At 64.8% G+C, this 14,867-nt stretch carries 13 protein-coding genes; 2 read left to right on the forward strand and 11 right to left on the reverse strand.

From position 1 onward, the window contains the following. Positions 1-5 precede the first annotated feature (5 nt). Both rpmA and cgtA read left to right on the forward strand, forming a co-directional pair. Positions 6-263 (forward strand): 50S ribosomal protein L27, encoded by a 258-nt coding sequence (gene rpmA / locus ACDK93_RS06835; RefSeq protein WP_458071853.1) that lies wholly within the window; start codon positions 6-8, stop codon positions 261-263. 171 nt (positions 264-434) lie between these two features. Next, complete coding sequence (gene cgtA, locus ACDK93_RS06840; protein WP_458071854.1) at positions 435-1,514, forward strand: Obg family GTPase CgtA; 1,080 nt, start codon at positions 435-437, stop codon at positions 1,512-1,514. A 49-nt stretch (positions 1,515-1,563) separates the two neighbouring features. On the opposite strand, the gene ACDK93_RS06845 is transcribed toward cgtA, so the two are convergent. The 11 genes from ACDK93_RS06845 to ACDK93_RS06895 form a co-directional block, all read right to left on the reverse strand. Continuing rightward, positions 1,564-3,048, reverse strand: coding sequence for a J domain-containing protein (locus ACDK93_RS06845; protein WP_458071855.1), 1,485 nt, complete (start codon positions 3,046-3,048; stop codon positions 1,564-1,566). After that, positions 3,049-4,737 carry an Hsp70 family protein gene (locus tag ACDK93_RS06850; RefSeq protein ID WP_458071856.1) on the reverse strand — a complete coding sequence of 563 codons (1,689 nt, stop codon included), beginning with the start codon at positions 4,735-4,737 and terminating at the stop codon, positions 3,049-3,051. Positions 4,738-4,773: 36 nt separating this feature from the next. Further along, complete coding sequence (locus ACDK93_RS06855; protein ID WP_458071857.1) at positions 4,774-6,381, reverse strand: carboxyl transferase domain-containing protein; 1,608 nt, start codon at positions 6,379-6,381, stop codon at positions 4,774-4,776. A gap of 175 nt (positions 6,382-6,556) precedes the next feature. Continuing rightward, complete coding sequence (locus ACDK93_RS06860; RefSeq protein ID WP_458071858.1) at positions 6,557-6,964, reverse strand: hypothetical protein; 408 nt, start codon at positions 6,962-6,964, stop codon at positions 6,557-6,559. Positions 6,965-7,122: 158 nt separating this feature from the next. Beyond that, positions 7,123-8,307 carry a thiolase family protein gene (locus tag ACDK93_RS06865; RefSeq protein WP_458071859.1) on the reverse strand — a complete coding sequence of 395 codons (1,185 nt, stop codon included), beginning with the start codon at positions 8,305-8,307 and terminating at the stop codon, positions 7,123-7,125. 226 nt (positions 8,308-8,533) lie between these two features. Further along, entirely contained in the window at positions 8,534-9,691 is a 1,158-nt protein-coding gene (locus tag ACDK93_RS06870; RefSeq protein ID WP_458071860.1) for an isovaleryl-CoA dehydrogenase, read from the reverse strand. Between the two features lie 108 nt (positions 9,692-9,799). Further along, the gene (gene yccS / locus ACDK93_RS06875) at positions 9,800-11,980 is read right to left on the reverse strand and encodes a YccS family putative transporter (protein ID WP_458071861.1); all 2,181 of its coding nucleotides are present in this window, start codon (positions 11,978-11,980) and stop codon (positions 9,800-9,802) included. A gap of 78 nt (positions 11,981-12,058) precedes the next feature. Then, positions 12,059-13,162: a Glu/Leu/Phe/Val dehydrogenase dimerization domain-containing protein gene (locus ACDK93_RS06880; protein ID WP_458071862.1), complete on the reverse strand. Its 1,104-nt coding sequence runs from the start codon at positions 13,160-13,162 to the stop codon at positions 12,059-12,061. Positions 13,163-13,398: 236 nt separating this feature from the next. After that, positions 13,399-13,752, reverse strand: coding sequence for a YXWGXW repeat-containing protein (locus tag ACDK93_RS06885; protein WP_458071863.1), 354 nt, complete (start codon positions 13,750-13,752; stop codon positions 13,399-13,401). Between the two features lie 158 nt (positions 13,753-13,910). Then, the gene (locus tag ACDK93_RS06890; RefSeq protein ID WP_458071864.1) at positions 13,911-14,270 is read right to left on the reverse strand and encodes a YXWGXW repeat-containing protein; all 360 of its coding nucleotides are present in this window, start codon (positions 14,268-14,270) and stop codon (positions 13,911-13,913) included. Between the two features lie 112 nt (positions 14,271-14,382). Beyond that, entirely contained in the window at positions 14,383-14,715 is a 333-nt protein-coding gene (locus ACDK93_RS06895; protein ID WP_458071865.1) for a YXWGXW repeat-containing protein, read from the reverse strand. Positions 14,716-14,867: the final 152 nt, after the last annotated feature.

Here is a 14,867-nt window from a genome sequence, read left to right on the forward strand (position 1 = left end):
AAGTCATGGCACATAAAAAAGGCGTAGGTTCCAGCCGCAACGGTCGCGATTCGAACCCGAAATACCTGGGCGTGAAGATTTACGGCGGCCAGGCTATCGAAGCAGGCAACATCATCGTGCGTCAGCGCGGCACCCAGTTCCATCCGGGTACCGGCGTGGGCCTCGGCCGCGACCACACGCTGTTCGCGCTGGTGGACGGCACGGTGCAGTTCAAGATCCGCGGTGACAAGAATCGCCGCTTCGTCGACGTCGTTCCGGCGTAAGCCTCCAGCGACGCGACATCGAAGGCCCCGCTTCGGCGGGGTTTTTCATTTTTAGAGCGGGAACGGGGAATGGGGAACAGGGAATGTGTGCTTCCGGCAGCCTGGAACCATAATCTCCCCCGTTCCCCGTTCCCCGTTCCCCGTTCCCCGCTTTATCCCCCGGACTTACCCATGAAATTCGTCGACGAAGCCAATATCAAAGTTCTTGCCGGTGACGGTGGCAATGGCTGCATCAGCTTTCGCCGCGAAAAATTCATTCCCTTCGGCGGCCCGGACGGCGGCGACGGTGGTTTCGGCGGCTCGGTCTGGCTGGTCGCCGACGAGGGTTTGAACACGCTGGTCGACTTCCGCCATCAGCGCAGCTTCAAGGCCAAGCGCGGCGAGAACGGCATGGGCAGCCAGATGTACGGCAAGGGCGGTGAGGACACCACCATCCGTGTGCCGGTCGGCACCATGATTACCAACGTTGATACGGACGAAGTGATCGGCGACCTCACCAGCCACGGCCAGCGCATGCTTGTGGCGCAGGGCGGTAAAGGCGGCCTGGGCAATATCCATTTCAAGACCTCGGTCAACCGCGCGCCGCGCAAGGCCACGCCGGGTACGCCGGGTGAAGCGCGCGAGCTGAAGCTGGAGCTGCGCCTGCTCGCCGACGTTGGTCTGCTGGGTTTCCCGAACGCGGGCAAGTCGACCTTTATCCGCGCGGTGTCGGCGGCGACGCCGCGCGTGGCGGATTATCCCTTCACCACGCTGGTGCCGAACCTCGGCGTGGTCAGCCTGGGCGTCGACTCGAGCTTCGTGATTGCCGACATTCCCGGCCTGATCGAAGGCGCCGCCGATGGTGCCGGCCTGGGTATTCAGTTTCTGCGCCACGTGGCACGCACCAGCCTGCTGCTGCATCTGGTCGACATCGCGCCGGTCGACGATATCGACGTGGCGGGCCAAGTGCGTGCGATCGAGCAGGAGCTGGCCAAGTTCAACCCCGAACTGCTGGAGCGTCCGCGCTGGCTGGTCTTGAACAAGGCCGACATGCTGGACGAGCACGAGCGTCAGGCCGTCGCCGAAAAAATCATCGCCGAACTCGAGTGGACCCAGCCGTGGTTCCTGGTCTCGGCCATCGCCCGCGAAAACACGATGAACGTTTGCCAGCACGTGCAGCGTTTCTTCGAGTCGCAGCGGGAAGAGCAGGTCGGCCGCATCGATATGCTGCCCAACGACGTGCGCCTGCGCGGCGAGGAACCCTCGGCTTGACGCCAACAAAGGTTCTGCCAGTCCGGCAGACCCTTTCGTGCGGGATTTTTTAAGTCAGCTGCCGTTCCAGTCGTTTGGATGCACTGCGCACGCGCAGACGCCGCCGGCTTTTCCACAGATCGATGGACCAGATTAAAACGGCGACGCCAGCCAGCACGCCCGGCAGGAACGCGATATCGTCTGCGGCCACGTTGCTTTCTTTCAGCGCATGCACGATCTGGCTGAGCACTACCGCCGTGACCCAGATAAAGCGTCGCCCGACCGCAAAGATCTTGCCACCGCCCTGCCGCCGGCCGTAACGACGCAGGGCCAGCAGCGTTGCGGGAAGAATCAGCAGCAGGCTGGTCGAAGGGAAGGGCGATAGCGTCAGCAGCATGCCCGCCGCACACAGCAGGGGTACCAGTAGCAGGCAGAGCCAGGGCCAGCGCGCCGGCAGCTCCTCGCGGCGCGAGTGCCAGTTTTCCAGCGGCAGCCACGCCATCAGCAGCGCCCAGGCCATGCCTGCGGCAGCAGCACAGCCGACTAGGAAAAATGCAGGTCCCGCGGTAAACCTGTCGGGATAAACGCTGAAAACCGGTCCGCACAGCAGGCCGACCAGCAGCATCGCGAACATGCCTGCGACGCTGCGAGAAAGGCCTAGCAGCAGACGCGGTTTGCTGACTCTTGTGCGGTCTGCCGCCGCCAGCCAGAACGCCAGCTGATCGCGCCGGATAGAAACAGGCAAGGCGTCGGGCATGCCGCCCGTCAATCGGCCAACGGTTTCCGCGATGCGTCGCGGCCTGGTTACATCGAGGCCCGATAGCAGCACCTGCGGCCAGTGAAACGGGAGCGCAAGCTGGCGCAGCGTGCGCTCCAATTTCTTTCTGTCCGGCTTGTCCCGCATGCGCAGCCGTGCGATCAGCTCGCCGCGATGATCCGGCTGCAGCTCCCACGCCAGCTGCGTTCGCCGCTGCAGCATCTGTAGCGCCAGCGGATCGTGCCCGGCCAGCGCATGATCCAGATCGAAAAACCGCAGTATGGTGCTCAGGCACGCCGCCGGCATCGGCGGCTCCTGCCGATAGATCTGCTGCACCAGCAGCCGGCCAGCCTGCGCCTTGAGCTGCAGCGACCATAGCGCGGGGTGACGCCCGAGCCAGCGCTGCAGTTCATCCGCGTCGCCTTTCGTTGCCAGCGTGATGGCCTCGTCGCAGAAGGCTTGCATCGAAAAAGTTGGCATCGGTGGCGATACGGCTTTGGCGCTGATGCGCGCGTCGCTCGTATCCACGGCAGGTGATATGGCTGCAGGCACTGCCGTTGATTCGACGGACGGGTCATCGTTTGCCGCTGGCGGCGCCGCGGCGTCATCAACGCTGGCAAGCTCCGACAGCGCGCGCTGTCGACACCAGTCCAGCGCAGCCTGATAAGCCGCGTGCAGCTCCTGAAAACCGGCGGGATCATCTTCCGGGCGCGTCTGCCGCAGTCGCTGCGCATAGGCGCGCTTGATCGCCCGTTCGTCGGCATCTGCTGGCAAGCCCAGGCGCGCGAAGGGCGACACTCAGGGCGCTTCCAGCGTGTTCATCGCCGTGGCGAATTCACGGCGATGTTCGCGAATGAGCAGCTCGTCCTGGCTCTCCAGCGCGGCGCGAAAGCGCGCGATCCACTCCTGCAGCAGGTCGCGTGCGTTCAGATGCTCTTCGTACAGGCGTTCGGCGCGCGCGAGCAGGGCGATGTTTTCCTGCTTGCCGCGCGGATGGATTTTTATTTCCTCCAGTGCCGCCAGCCGTTCGCGGATCTGCTGCGGGCTCAGCACGCCGGGATTCTGTTCCAGTACCAGCTCGTAGCGCCGGCTGCTCGCGTGCACCAGCGCTTCGACCTGCAGGACGCCGTTGATGTCGTAGGTGAAGCGCACGGTCACCAGGTTTTCCTGCACCGGTAGCGCGGGGTCCAGCGGCACCGACAGCTCGCCGAGGCGGATGTTTTTTTCCACCAGCGGGTTTTCGCCCTGATAGACGTCCAGCTGCATGAGCTTCTGCCCTGCGTCGACCGGTGCAAAGGTCTTCTCACGGCTGACCGGCACGGTGCTGTTGCGGTGGATGATCGGCGCAAAGAAACCGCTCTGCGCACGCCCCTGCGCGTCGCGCCGTGCGACCTCGGTGCCTAGCGAATACGGGCATACATCGGTGAGGATCACCTCGTCGAGCCGCTGGTCGCGCGACTTCAGCCCGGCCGCCACGCAGGCGCCGAGTGCGATGGCCTGATCGGGGTTGATATGCCGCAGCGGCAGCCGGCCGAACATGCGCGATACCATTCGCGCGACCAGCGGCATGCGGCTGGCGCCACCGACGAGGATGATTTCGTCCAGCTGTGCCGCCTGCAGTTTGGCGTCGCGCATGGCGCGCTCGAGCGGCGCGCGCATGCGCTGCACCAGCGGTTCGGCCAGCCGTTCGAAACGGGCTTCGTCGATCGTCCAGTCGATCGATTGCTCATCGAAACGCATCTCGACACCGGCATGGCCCTTCGCGCCAAGCTCGCTCTTGGCAATCTCCAGCCGGCGACGCAATTGCCCGCGCTGTGTCGCGGTAATTCGTTCGGCATCGAGCCGCGCGTCGGCGAGACAGGTAGTCTCCAGCAGGTCCAGAAAATCCTCGCCGCCGAGAAAATTGTCGCCCGCGCTCGCATGCACTTCGACCACGCCGTCAAACATTTCCAGCACCGACACGTCGAACGTGCCGCCGCCCAGATCGAACACCAGAAAGCGCGAGCCGTCGGGCTTTTCCTGCAGGCCATACGCCAGCGCCGCCGCCGTCGGCTCGTTGATCAGCCGCTCGACGCGAATGCCGGCCAGCTCGCCGGCCACCCGCGTGGCCTTGCGCTGGGCGTCGGAAAAATAGGCCGGTACGCTGATCACCGCCTCGGTGACTTTTTCGCCCACCGCGGTGGATGCGTCGTCGAGCAGCGAGCGCAGGATCAGCGCGGACAGCTCCTCGGGACGAAAACGATGCTGGCCTAGCGTGGTCTCCCGCGTGGTGCCCATCCATCGCTTGAAACTCGCCACGCTCAGCGAAGGATGGCTGACCAAGCGTTCACGTGCCGCCTGTCCGACAATGACCTGGCCGTCGTTGTCGACGCTGACCACGGACGGCGTCAGGTAATCGCCCAGCGCGTTGGTGAAAAGGCGCTGCCCCGATTCGCCGTAGCAGCCGATCAGCGAATGCGTCGTGCCCAGATCGATACCTACAATCATCCGCAACTCCCCTGGATCTGAAAATCGTCGCGCTGGTTACATGCGGAACACGCCGAAGCGCTGCGGCTCGATCGGTGCGTTGAGCGAGGCGGATATCGCCAGGCCCAGAATGCGGCGCGTGTCTGCCGGATCGATGATGCCGTCGTCCCACAGTCGCGCGCTGGCATAGTAGGGATGACCCTGCCGTTCGTACTGTTCGCGTATCGGTGCCTTGAAGGCTTCTTCCTCGTCGGCGCTCCAGGTCTTGCCGGCGCCTTCGATGCCGTCGCGCTTCACCGTGGCCAGCACCGCTGAGGCCTGCTCGCCGCCCATCACCGAGATGCGCGCGTTCGGCCACATCCACAGAAAGCGCGCGCCATAGGCGCGGCCGCACATGGCGTAGTTGCCGGCGCCAAAGCTGCCGCCGATCACCACGGTGAATTTCGGCACGTGCGAGCACGCCACAGCGGTGACCATTTTCGCGCCGTCCTTGGCGATGCCGGCCTGCTCGTATTTCTTGCCGACCATGAAGCCGGTGATGTTCTGCAGAAACACCAGCGGCACGTTGCGCTGGTTGCACAGCTCGATGAAGTGCGCGCCCTTGAGCGCGCTTTCGGCGAACAGGATGCCGTTATTGGCAACGATGCCGACCGGATAACCGTGGATATGCGCGAAGCCGCAGACCAGGGTTTTGCCGTAGCGCGCCTTGAACTCGTGCAGCTCGGAGCCGTCGACGACGCGCGCGATCACCTCGCGGATATCGAACGGTTTGCGCGTGTCCTGTGGAATGACGCCGTAGAGTTCGTCCACGGGATACTTCGGCTCGCGCGGCGTCTGCAGCGCGAGCGGGATATGTTTCTTGCGATTGAGGCTGGCGACGATATCGCGCGCGATCGACAGTGCATGCGCATCGTTCTCCGCATAGTGATCCGCGACACCGGAAATGGACGTGTGGACGTCCGCACCACCGAGCGTTTCGGCATCGACCACTTCGCCCGTCGCGGCTTTCACCAGCGGCGGGCCGCCGAGGAAGATTGTGCCCTGTTCGCGCACGATGACGGTCTCGTCGCTCATTGCCGGCACATAGGCACCGCCGGCCGTGCATGAGCCCATCACCACCGCGATCTGTGGAATGTTCAGCGCCGACATGCGAGCCTGGTTGTAGAAGATGCGGCCGAAGTGCTCGCGATCGGGAAACACCTCGTCCTGCAGCGGAAGGAATGCACCGCCCGAGTCGACCAGGTAGACGCACGGCAGGTGATTCTCCAGCGCGACTTCCTGCGCGCGCAGGTGTTTTTTCACCGTCATGGGGAAGTAGGTGCCGCCCTTGACGGTGGCGTCGTTGGCGACCACCACGACTTCGATGCCGTTGACACGGCCGATGCCGGTGATGATGCCGGCGGCCGGGGCGGCGTCCTCATACATGCCGTAAGCCGCCAGTGCGGAAAGTTCAAGAAACGGCGAGCCCGGGTCGAGCAGGGCGCGAATGCGTTCGCGCGGTAGCAGCTTGCCGCGGGCTTCGTGCTTTTCACGGGCTTTTTCACCGCCGCCTTCGGCACTGCGCTCAAGTTCGCGATGAAGGTCGTCGGTCACCGCGCGTAGCTGTAAAGCGCTGGCCTGGAACTCGGCCGTGCGAGGATCGATCTGCGAAACGATCATGGTCATGGAAACATGCTCACCATTCATTGCCATCGCTGGCCAGTCACTGATGATAACCGGGGTCGATGGTTGATTGGATTGTCGTGATCATCCCGCGGACAAAGCATAAAAAAACGGCCGCACAGGGCGACCGTTTTTCCATTACGACTTACTTTACCGCAACGCGGATTGATCGCGAGGATCAATTGCCCTTGGAGGCATCCTTCGCAGCGTCTTTCGCATTGCTTGCGGCGTCCTTCGCAGCATCCTTGGCCTTGGAAGCCTGGTCGGCAGCGTTCGACGCAGCGTCCTTGGACATCGACATGGTCGAGCTGCTGGCGGCCGGGGACTGCGACGAAGCCGCAGCAGCGGCCTGCTGTGCCTGATCGGCAGCCTGACCAGCGGCGTCAGCCGCTGTCTTGGCCTGCTGGGCTGCCTGCTGGGCTTCCGGAGTCGGAGCCTGTGCGGCGGCCTGCTGTGCCTGGTCCGAAGCCTGCTGTGCCGTGTCGGCCGACTTCTGCGCGTCCTGTGCAGAATCCTGCGCGCTGTTGCTGCAAGCTGCCAGCAAAGCGACCAGCGCGGAGGCGAGAAGGGTGCGCGTCAATTTCATGGGTGGATCTCCTGATTGCCGTGGAATGCCTTTATGGCGGGCGTATTAATAGCCGGTATGGTGTGACGACGCCACTTTTTTATAGTGAATTCGAAGTACACATTAAAAGCGCGTTTATCTGCATTTCCGCATAACAACGCCGCTTTTATCGATTTGTTTTAATCCACGCGTTCCACGGCGATCGCCGTGGCTTCGCCGCCGCCGATGCACAGCGTGGCGACTCCGCGCCTGAGCCCACGCGCCTTGAGCGCATGCAGCAACGTCACCACCAGACGTGCACCGCTGGCGCCGATGGGATGACCAAGCGCACAGGCGCCACCGTTGACGTTGATCTTGTCGTGCGCAATACCGAGCTCGCGCATCGGCGTCATGGCGACTACCGCAAACGCTTCGTTAATTTCGAACAGGTCCACGTCCGCCACGGTCCAGCCGGCTTTTTCCAATACCTTCTCAATCGCGCCAACCGGCGCTGTGGTGAACCACTCCGGCGTCTGGGAATGCGTGGCGTGCGCCACGATGCGGGCCAGTGGCTTGAGTCCGCGTGTGCTGGCCTCGTCGGCCGAAAGCAGCACGACGGCTGCGGCGCCATCGGAAATGCTCGACGAGCTGGCGGCGGTGATGGTGCCGTTTTCCTTGCGGAAAGCCGGACGCAGCGTGGGTATCTTGGCGATGTCGGAGCGGCCGGGTTGCTCGTCCGTATCGACCACCACGTCGCCCTTGCGGCCGGCCACGGTCACCGGAACAATTTCATCCGCGAATCCACCGCTCTGCTGCGCGGCCTGCGCGCGCCTCACGGATTCGATCGCGTAGGCGTCCTGCTCTTCGCGGGTGAAATGGTATTTGTCGGCGCACAGTTCGCCGAACACGCCCATCGCCTGGCCGTCGTAAGGGTTGGTGAGTCCGTCCCAGGCCATGTGGTCGACCAGCTGGCCGTCGCCGTAGCGGATGCCGGTGCGCGCATTGACCATGTGCGGTGCGTTGGTCATCGACTCCATGCCGCCGGCCACCACGATGCTGGCCGAGCCGGCCTTGATCAGGTCGTTGCCCAGCATGATCGCCTTCATGCCCGAACCGCAGACCTTGTTGATGGTGGTGGCGCCGGTGCCGAACGGCAGGCCGGCTTCCAGCGAGGCCTGACGGGCCGGCGCCTGACCGAGATTGGCCGGCAGCACGCAGCCCATGATCACTTCGCTGACGTCGTCGGCCGCAATCGTCGCTTGCTCCAGCGCTGCGCGAATGGCCGCCGCGCCGAGCTTCGGCGTTGGCACACCGGTGAACTGGCCGAGAAAGGAACCGATGGCCGTGCGCTTGGCACCGACGATGACGACGCTGACATTCGACATGGATGACTCCAGTGACTGATAAGAGGTACGTGGGGTGCAGACTCTGTCATGGCACGAATGCCCGACAGACAACCCGCTGATTATCGCAGGCCGCCGTAAAGAGCGGCAAATGCCGATGTCCCGCTGGCTGGCGCAAGTGCCGGATGGCTTTGCCTCGGCATGAATGCCATCGAGCGCCAGCGCCCGGCGAGGCTACGGGCGTTCGTTCATCCCGGCGAGCGGGCAGTCAATACTTGCCGTGAAACAGCTCGCGCCCGATCAGCATGCGGCGGATTTCGTTGGTGCCGGCGCCGATCTCGTACAGCTTGGCGTCACGCAGCAGGCGGCCGGCGGGGTAGTCGTTGATGTAGCCGTTGCCGCCGAGCGCCTGAATCGCTTCCAGCGCGACCTGCACCGCGTTCTTCGACGCGTTGAGCAGGCAGGCGGCCGGATCGATGCGTGATTTCACGCCGCTGTCGAACTGCTGCGCCACCATGTAGGCGAAGCCGCGCGAGCTCTGCAGGGCGGTATACATGTCGGCGATCTTGGCCTGCATCACGCCGAAGGTGCCGATCGGCGCATTGAACTGCTTGCGCTCGCGCACGTAGGGGATGGTGAGATCGAGCGCCGCCTGCATGATGCCGAGCGGGCCGCCGGACAGCACCACGCGCTCGGTGTCGAGGCCGCTCATCAGCACACGCACGCCTTCGTTCACTTCGCCGACGATGTTTTCTTCGGGAATTTCGCAGTTCTCGAACACCAGCTCGCAGGTGTTGGAGCCGCGCATGCCGAGCTTGTCCAGCTTCTGCGCAGTGGTGAAGCCCTTCATGCCTTTTTCAATGATGAAGGCGGTCATGCAGCGGCTGCCGGCCGGGCGCGGCGCAGTGCGCATGTAGACAAGCAGCACGTCGGCATCCGGGCCGTTGGTGATCCACATCTTGCTGCCGTTGGCGACCCACACGTCGCCAACCTTCTCGGCCTTGCAGCTCATCGAGCCGACCACGTCGGAACCGGCGCCCGGTTCGCTCATCGCCAGCGCGCCCACGTATTCGCCCGAGCACAGCTTGGGAATGTACTTGCGCCGCTGCGCCTCGTTGCCGTTGTGGAAAATATTCTGCGTGGCGAGGTTCGAATGCGCGCCGTACGACAGGCCGACCGAACCGGAGGCGCGGGAGATTTCCTCCATCGCCACCATGTGCGCCAGAAAGCCCATGCCGGTGCCACCGTATTCGGTGGGTATGGTCATGCCGAGCAGGCCCATCTCACCCAGCTTTTGCCACAGGTCGGCCGGGAACAGGTTGTCGCGATCGATGCGGTCGGCGCGCGGGGCGATTTCCTTTTCGGCAAACGCGTGCACGGTTTCGCGCAGCAGGTCGAGGTCTTCTCCGAGCGGAAAGGGGCGCATGCGATGTAACTCCTGAAGGATGACTGGCGGTCAACGTAGCGCGGCAGTTTACAACCTGGCCGGGTTATCGCCGTGAAACCGATGGTCGCAGCTGCGCAAACGCGCGAATCAGGCCTCGGGATACAGCGCCACGCCCAGCTCCGCCAGCTCGTCGTGCAGTGCCAGCACCAGCGCCAGCTGTCCCATCACCAGCGTGGCAATATCGTCCTCGGCGCCGTTGGCGTCCAGCGCCACGAACAAAGGGTCGCTGTTTCCAAAGCGCGTGGCCGGCGTATTGCTGGCCAGCGCATCGGCGAGGCGGTCGAGCGCCTGCGTCGTGATGTCGCCGGCCTGCGTCACCGCCCGCAGCACGTCGGCGGAGGTGATCGCACGTCGATGCGCGCCCAGCGTGGAGAGGTGGCCGAGCAGCCGGTGCGAGGCGGTGAGAAAGTGCAGCAGCGGTTCGCTGTCCTGCCGATGCCGGTCGGGCTCGCGCAGCATGCTCGCCAGCATGCCGCCCAGCGCCGCATCGGCGTTGTGCGCATCGCGCCGGGCGATCCGGTACGCCAGGTCGTCGCGCTTGCCGGAAGCGTATTGCGCCAGCACCTGGCTCAGATAGCGCGCGTCGGTTTTTATGGTGTCAGCGATCACGTGATGCAGCTGCCGCCCCTGCCAGTCGGGCAGGATGAAATACGTCACCATCGCAGCGATGGCGGCACCGATCAGTGTGTCGAGCAGCCGTGGCCACATCACTTCGTAGCCGCTGCCGAGCTGGTTGAAGCACAGCAGCACAAAGATCGTGATCGCCGCCGTCGCCAGCGCGTACGAGCGCTGCCGCGCGGCAAAGAAACCCACGCCGCTGATCACCACCAGCAGCAGCTGGGCGGGGCCAAACGGCAGCAGCTGCAGCACGGCCCAGCCGATGATCACGCCGAGCATCGTGCCGGCCACGCGCTGGAATAGCCGGCGCCGCGTGGCGTCGTAGCTGGGCTGACAGATAAACAGCGTGCTCAGCAGAATCCAGTAACCGTTTTGCGGATGCACCACGTGCAGCACGCCGTACCCGACCAACAGCGCGATCGCCAGCCGCAGCGCATGGCGGAAGCGCCGCGAGCTGGCGGTGAGCTGGAGGCGAATGCGTGACCAGGCGTCCGTCAGCGAGCCGGGGCCCGGATCCTGCAGCGCGCTGTCGCTATCGTCGACCGGCGTGGTCACGCGGCTGTCGCCGCCCAGCTGCTGGCGGATCGCGGACATGTTTTTCAACAGGCCGTCGAGCGCGCGCAGCAGATGCGCGGCCGGCGCACGCGGCTGCTCGCGCAGCGCGTCGACTGCGGCATGCACGTCGGCCAGCGCAGTGGCTGCCTGCACGTCGTCCTCCAGCGGCAGCCGCAGCCGCAGCGTGTCGGCGCGGCGGCGACACTGCTGCGCTTCGAGCCGCAGCAGGTGCTCGCAGCGAAACAGCACGTCGCTGTGGAAGAACGCCTCGGCCAGCGCGTCGTACGGATAGTGCGAAGAGCTGATGCGCTCGTGGATGTCCTGCGCCACAAAATACAGCTGCAGGCGCGCGGCGGTGGCGCCGCGCGGTCGGCGCGTGCCGATGCGATCGATCAGCACCAGACGGGTATCGTTGAGCGCGGTCACGACCTGTTCGTTCTGCAGCGCCAGCGCGAGCTGCAGCGCCTCGCGATCGACGCCGGGCAGCGGCGCAAACAGCGCGGCCTTGCCATCCAGCGTATCGGCCAGGCTATCGAACAGCCGCGCGAGCGCGTGCCGTATCGCCTGCTGCGGTGAGACGATGCTCCAGCCCAGCGACAGCACGCCATACCAGGCCGCGCCGGCCAGCAGTAGCGATGGTTCGCGCCACGGGTTGAGCGCGTGCGCGCCGGGCTGATCCGCGCCGATCATCGTGTAGATCGACAAGATCAGCGTGGCACCGGCGATGGTCGCGTAGCGGCCGCTCACCGCGCCCAGCATCACCAGTAGAAACGTGGCGATCGGCAGGCTGGTGGCGAACAGCAGCGGATAGGGCAGCAGCTGTTCGATCGCAAAGGCAGCGATGGCGAAGCAGGCCATGGTCACCAGCAGCGTGCCCAGGCGATTACGCCAGTGGTCTTCCGTCTCGGCCAGCGCGCAGGCGATGGCGCCCAGCATCGCTGGTATCGCCACCGCAAACCGGTGGCTGATCACGCACCACAGCACGATGCCGCCGAGTGCCAGAAACACCCGCACGCACTCGGCAAAGCGGTCCGATCCGCGCAGCCGGCGCCAGCGATAAGTAGGGTGGAAAGGCGTATTCACGGTTGCCAGCATACGTGACCGTTCCGGCGGACTGCGCATGAAAAACGCCGGCCTCGAAAGACCGGCGTTGAAGAGCTTCAGCGACGCGGCTTACTGACCGCGCATACGGCCCTGGAAGCGCGTGGCGTTGTTGCCCATGTGCGGCAGCTTGATCTTGCCGATGGCGTTGATGCGCTCCTCGGCCAGGCGATCGGCGGCCAGATAGGTTGGCACGTTTTCGGTCTTGCTGATTTCGAAGATGCGTCCGAGGTTGTAGTAGATCGTGCGCATCATGCGCATGGCGCGCTCGCGGTTGTAGCCGTCGATTTCCAGCGAGATGTTCATCACGCCGCCGGCGTTCACCGCATAGTCCGGCGCGTAAACCACGCCGCGGCGGAACAGCTCGTCGCCGATGGCGTCGGTCGCCAGCTGGTTGTTGGCCGCGCCGCAGATCACCTTGGCCTTGATCCGGTCGATGGTCTGCTCGTTGACCGTGCCGCCCAGCGCGCACGGCGAATACACGTCGGCATCGACGTCGTAGATCTCGTCCAGGCCAACCGCTTCGCAGCCCAGCTCGTCGACGCAGCGCTGCACCAGCTCCTTGTTGATGTCGGTGACGAATACCTTGGCGCCCTGTTCGCGCAGCAGCTTGATGAACTCCATGCCGACGTGGCCGCAGCCCTGCACGGCGTAGCTGTGCTTGCCCACGTCCTCGTTGCCGTACTTGAACTGCAGCGCGGCCATCAGGCCCTGCAGCGTGCCGAAGGCGGTGAACGGCGACGGGTCGCCCGAACCGCCGTGCACCTGATGCACGCCGGTCACGTATTCGGTTTCGCGGAACACGTATTCCATGTCGTTGACGTCGATGCCCACGTCTTCGGCGGTGATGTAGCGGCCGTTGAGCGAGTTGACGAAGCGGCCGAACGCGCGGAACAGCGCCTCGGACTTGTCCTTGCTCGGGTCGCCGATGATCACCGCCTTGCCGCCGCCCAGGTTCAGGCCGGCCACGGCGTTCTTGAAGGTCATGCCGCGCGACAGGCGCAGCACGTCGTTCACCGCCTCCTGCTCGTTCTTGTACGGCCACATGCGCAGGCCGCCGAGTGCGGGGCCCAGCACCGTGTTGTGAATGGCGATGATGGCCTTGAGGCCGGCGTCCTTGTTCTGGCAGAACACGACTTCTTCGTGACCGGTGTTGGCAATGGTTTCGAAAATCATTGGAACGGTTGACTCCATAGAGGACGGTGCCGGTTCGAAGCGTCGAGCGGCATCAGAAGGCAGCGGAAAAGGAAACGCCGAATAGGTACGGGACCCGCGTGATCGGGATTGGACAAGCGCAGCATGCAAAGCCCCGGCCGAGGCCGCGGCGGGTAATCAGGCGCGAAAGTCTAATACGTCCCCCTGCCGAAACGGTAACGCGCTGCATCATGCGCGTGCCGTGACCGGGCTGGACATTACAGCGGCAGCCAATACCCGGGCTTGAAATGCCAGCCGTCGCCGTGCCGCTCCCAGCGGGCGTCCACGTAGCGGTAGTCCGGCTTGGCAGGTATCCACTCGCCGGGCACGAAAACAAAATCCTTGCCGTTCCATTTCCAGTAGCTGTGCGCCCGGACATAACCAGGACGGTCCTTGACCGCCTCGAATACGAACGGCGGCGGTTCCCGTGGCGCCACCAGATCGTGCGAGTACGTGCTTTCAAACAGCGGCCGATGCACTACCGGCCTGCCGTTGGACGGCTGCTCGGCGCAGCCGGCGGCGAGCGCGGCGGCCAGGGTCAGCATAACGAGGGCAGCGGAGCGATTGAGCATGGCGTGCAATTCCGAAAGTGGGCCGTAGGGCGTGCAGGTCTCGCAGTCTATCGCGCCGTAACGGGTGCCGACAGCGCGCCAGGCGGTGTTGCCCGGTGAAAAAGAAAACGCCCCGGCGGGCGGGGCGTTTTCATCCGAGCGCGGCTGGTGGCTGAGGATCAGCCGACGACCCACACCCCCGCGCGCCAGTGCCAGCCGTCCGGTCGCTGCTCCCAGTGCGGGTGCACGTAGTGGTAGCCCGGACGCACCGGCTCCCAGTGACCGCGTACCAGAACGTACTGGCGGCCATCCCAGCGGTAGTAGCTGCGGGCCCAGATATAGCCGGGGCGCGGCGGCACGTTCTCCACGATCACCGGCGGCGGCGGGCGCGGCGCGACCACCTCTACATATTCGCGCGGCGGCGGTGGCTGCTGTTGCACGTACACCGGACGGTCGTGCACGACCCGTTCCTCCACGCAGCCGCTGGCCAGCGCCGCGGCAACAACTAACGACGTAACGGCCAAAAGACGAATCGACATGGTCGTATGCATTCCCTGAGTAGGTTGAGAAACGTAAAGTGGTTAGTGCGCCTAGTGTCGGTGGGCGGCGGTCATACCGACAGCCGCGCACCGATCGCAGGTTGTTGCGCGTTCAGCGCGCCCAGTAGCCTTGACGGAAGCGCCATCCGCCGGGAGCGTGGTCCCAATAGGCCGGGTGCCACACGTAACCCGGACGGGCGCGAACCCAGTAACCGCCGGCCCAGACGTGGCGATGCAGGCGACCGTCCCAGCGCCAGTAACCCGGCGCCCAGATGTAGCCCGGACGAGCCCGCGGAATGCGCTCGAAGCGCGGCGGCGGCGGTGCCACGCCAATGCGGGTTGTCACATATACCTGTGCTGATGCGGGCGGTGCGTACGTGGTGGCACCGGCAAAGGCCAGACCGAGTCCGGCAACCAGGGCCAGCTTGAGAGGCATGCTTTTCATCGTTTCATCTCCCGGCCGCACCATGCGGCTTCGAAAACAGTAACGGGGCGCGGCGTCTGCTGTTGACTTCTTGCGATGCGCTCGTTCAGGTTCGAGCCGGGAGCGCAGAATGCCGCGACGGGCCACGGCAGCGCCGCAAGCTATGCAGACTC

The sequence above is a fragment of the Rhodanobacter sp. BL-MT-08 genome, assembly GCF_054161255.1.

Coding starts and splice junctions, on each gene's coding strand:
- rpmA (WP_458071853.1), top strand. CDS start 6: ATGGCACATAAAAAAGGCGTAGGTTCCAGCCGCAACGGTCGCGATTCG.
- ACDK93_RS06870 (WP_458071860.1), bottom strand. CDS start 9,691: ATGCGCCCCTTTCCGCTCGGAGAAGACCTCGACCTGCTGCGCGAAACC.
- ACDK93_RS06850 (WP_458071856.1), bottom strand. CDS start 4,737: ATGATTGTAGGTATCGATCTGGGCACGACGCATTCGCTGATCGGCTGC.
- ACDK93_RS06865 (WP_458071859.1), bottom strand. CDS start 8,307: ATGTCGAATGTCAGCGTCGTCATCGTCGGTGCCAAGCGCACGGCCATC.
- ACDK93_RS06895 (WP_458071865.1), bottom strand. CDS start 14,715: ATGAAAAGCATGCCTCTCAAGCTGGCCCTGGTTGCCGGACTCGGTCTG.
- ACDK93_RS06880 (WP_458071862.1), bottom strand. CDS start 13,162: ATGATTTTCGAAACCATTGCCAACACCGGTCACGAAGAAGTCGTGTTC.
- cgtA (WP_458071854.1), top strand. CDS start 435: ATGAAATTCGTCGACGAAGCCAATATCAAAGTTCTTGCCGGTGACGGT.
- ACDK93_RS06890 (WP_458071864.1), bottom strand. CDS start 14,270: ATGTCGATTCGTCTTTTGGCCGTTACGTCGTTAGTTGTTGCCGCGGCG.
- ACDK93_RS06885 (WP_458071863.1), bottom strand. CDS start 13,752: ATGCTCAATCGCTCCGCTGCCCTCGTTATGCTGACCCTGGCCGCCGCG.
- ACDK93_RS06855 (WP_458071857.1), bottom strand. CDS start 6,381: ATGACCATGATCGTTTCGCAGATCGATCCTCGCACGGCCGAGTTCCAG.
- yccS (WP_458071861.1), bottom strand. CDS start 11,980: ATGCTGGCAACCGTGAATACGCCTTTCCACCCTACTTATCGCTGGCGC.
- ACDK93_RS06860 (WP_458071858.1), bottom strand. CDS start 6,964: ATGAAATTGACGCGCACCCTTCTCGCCTCCGCGCTGGTCGCTTTGCTG.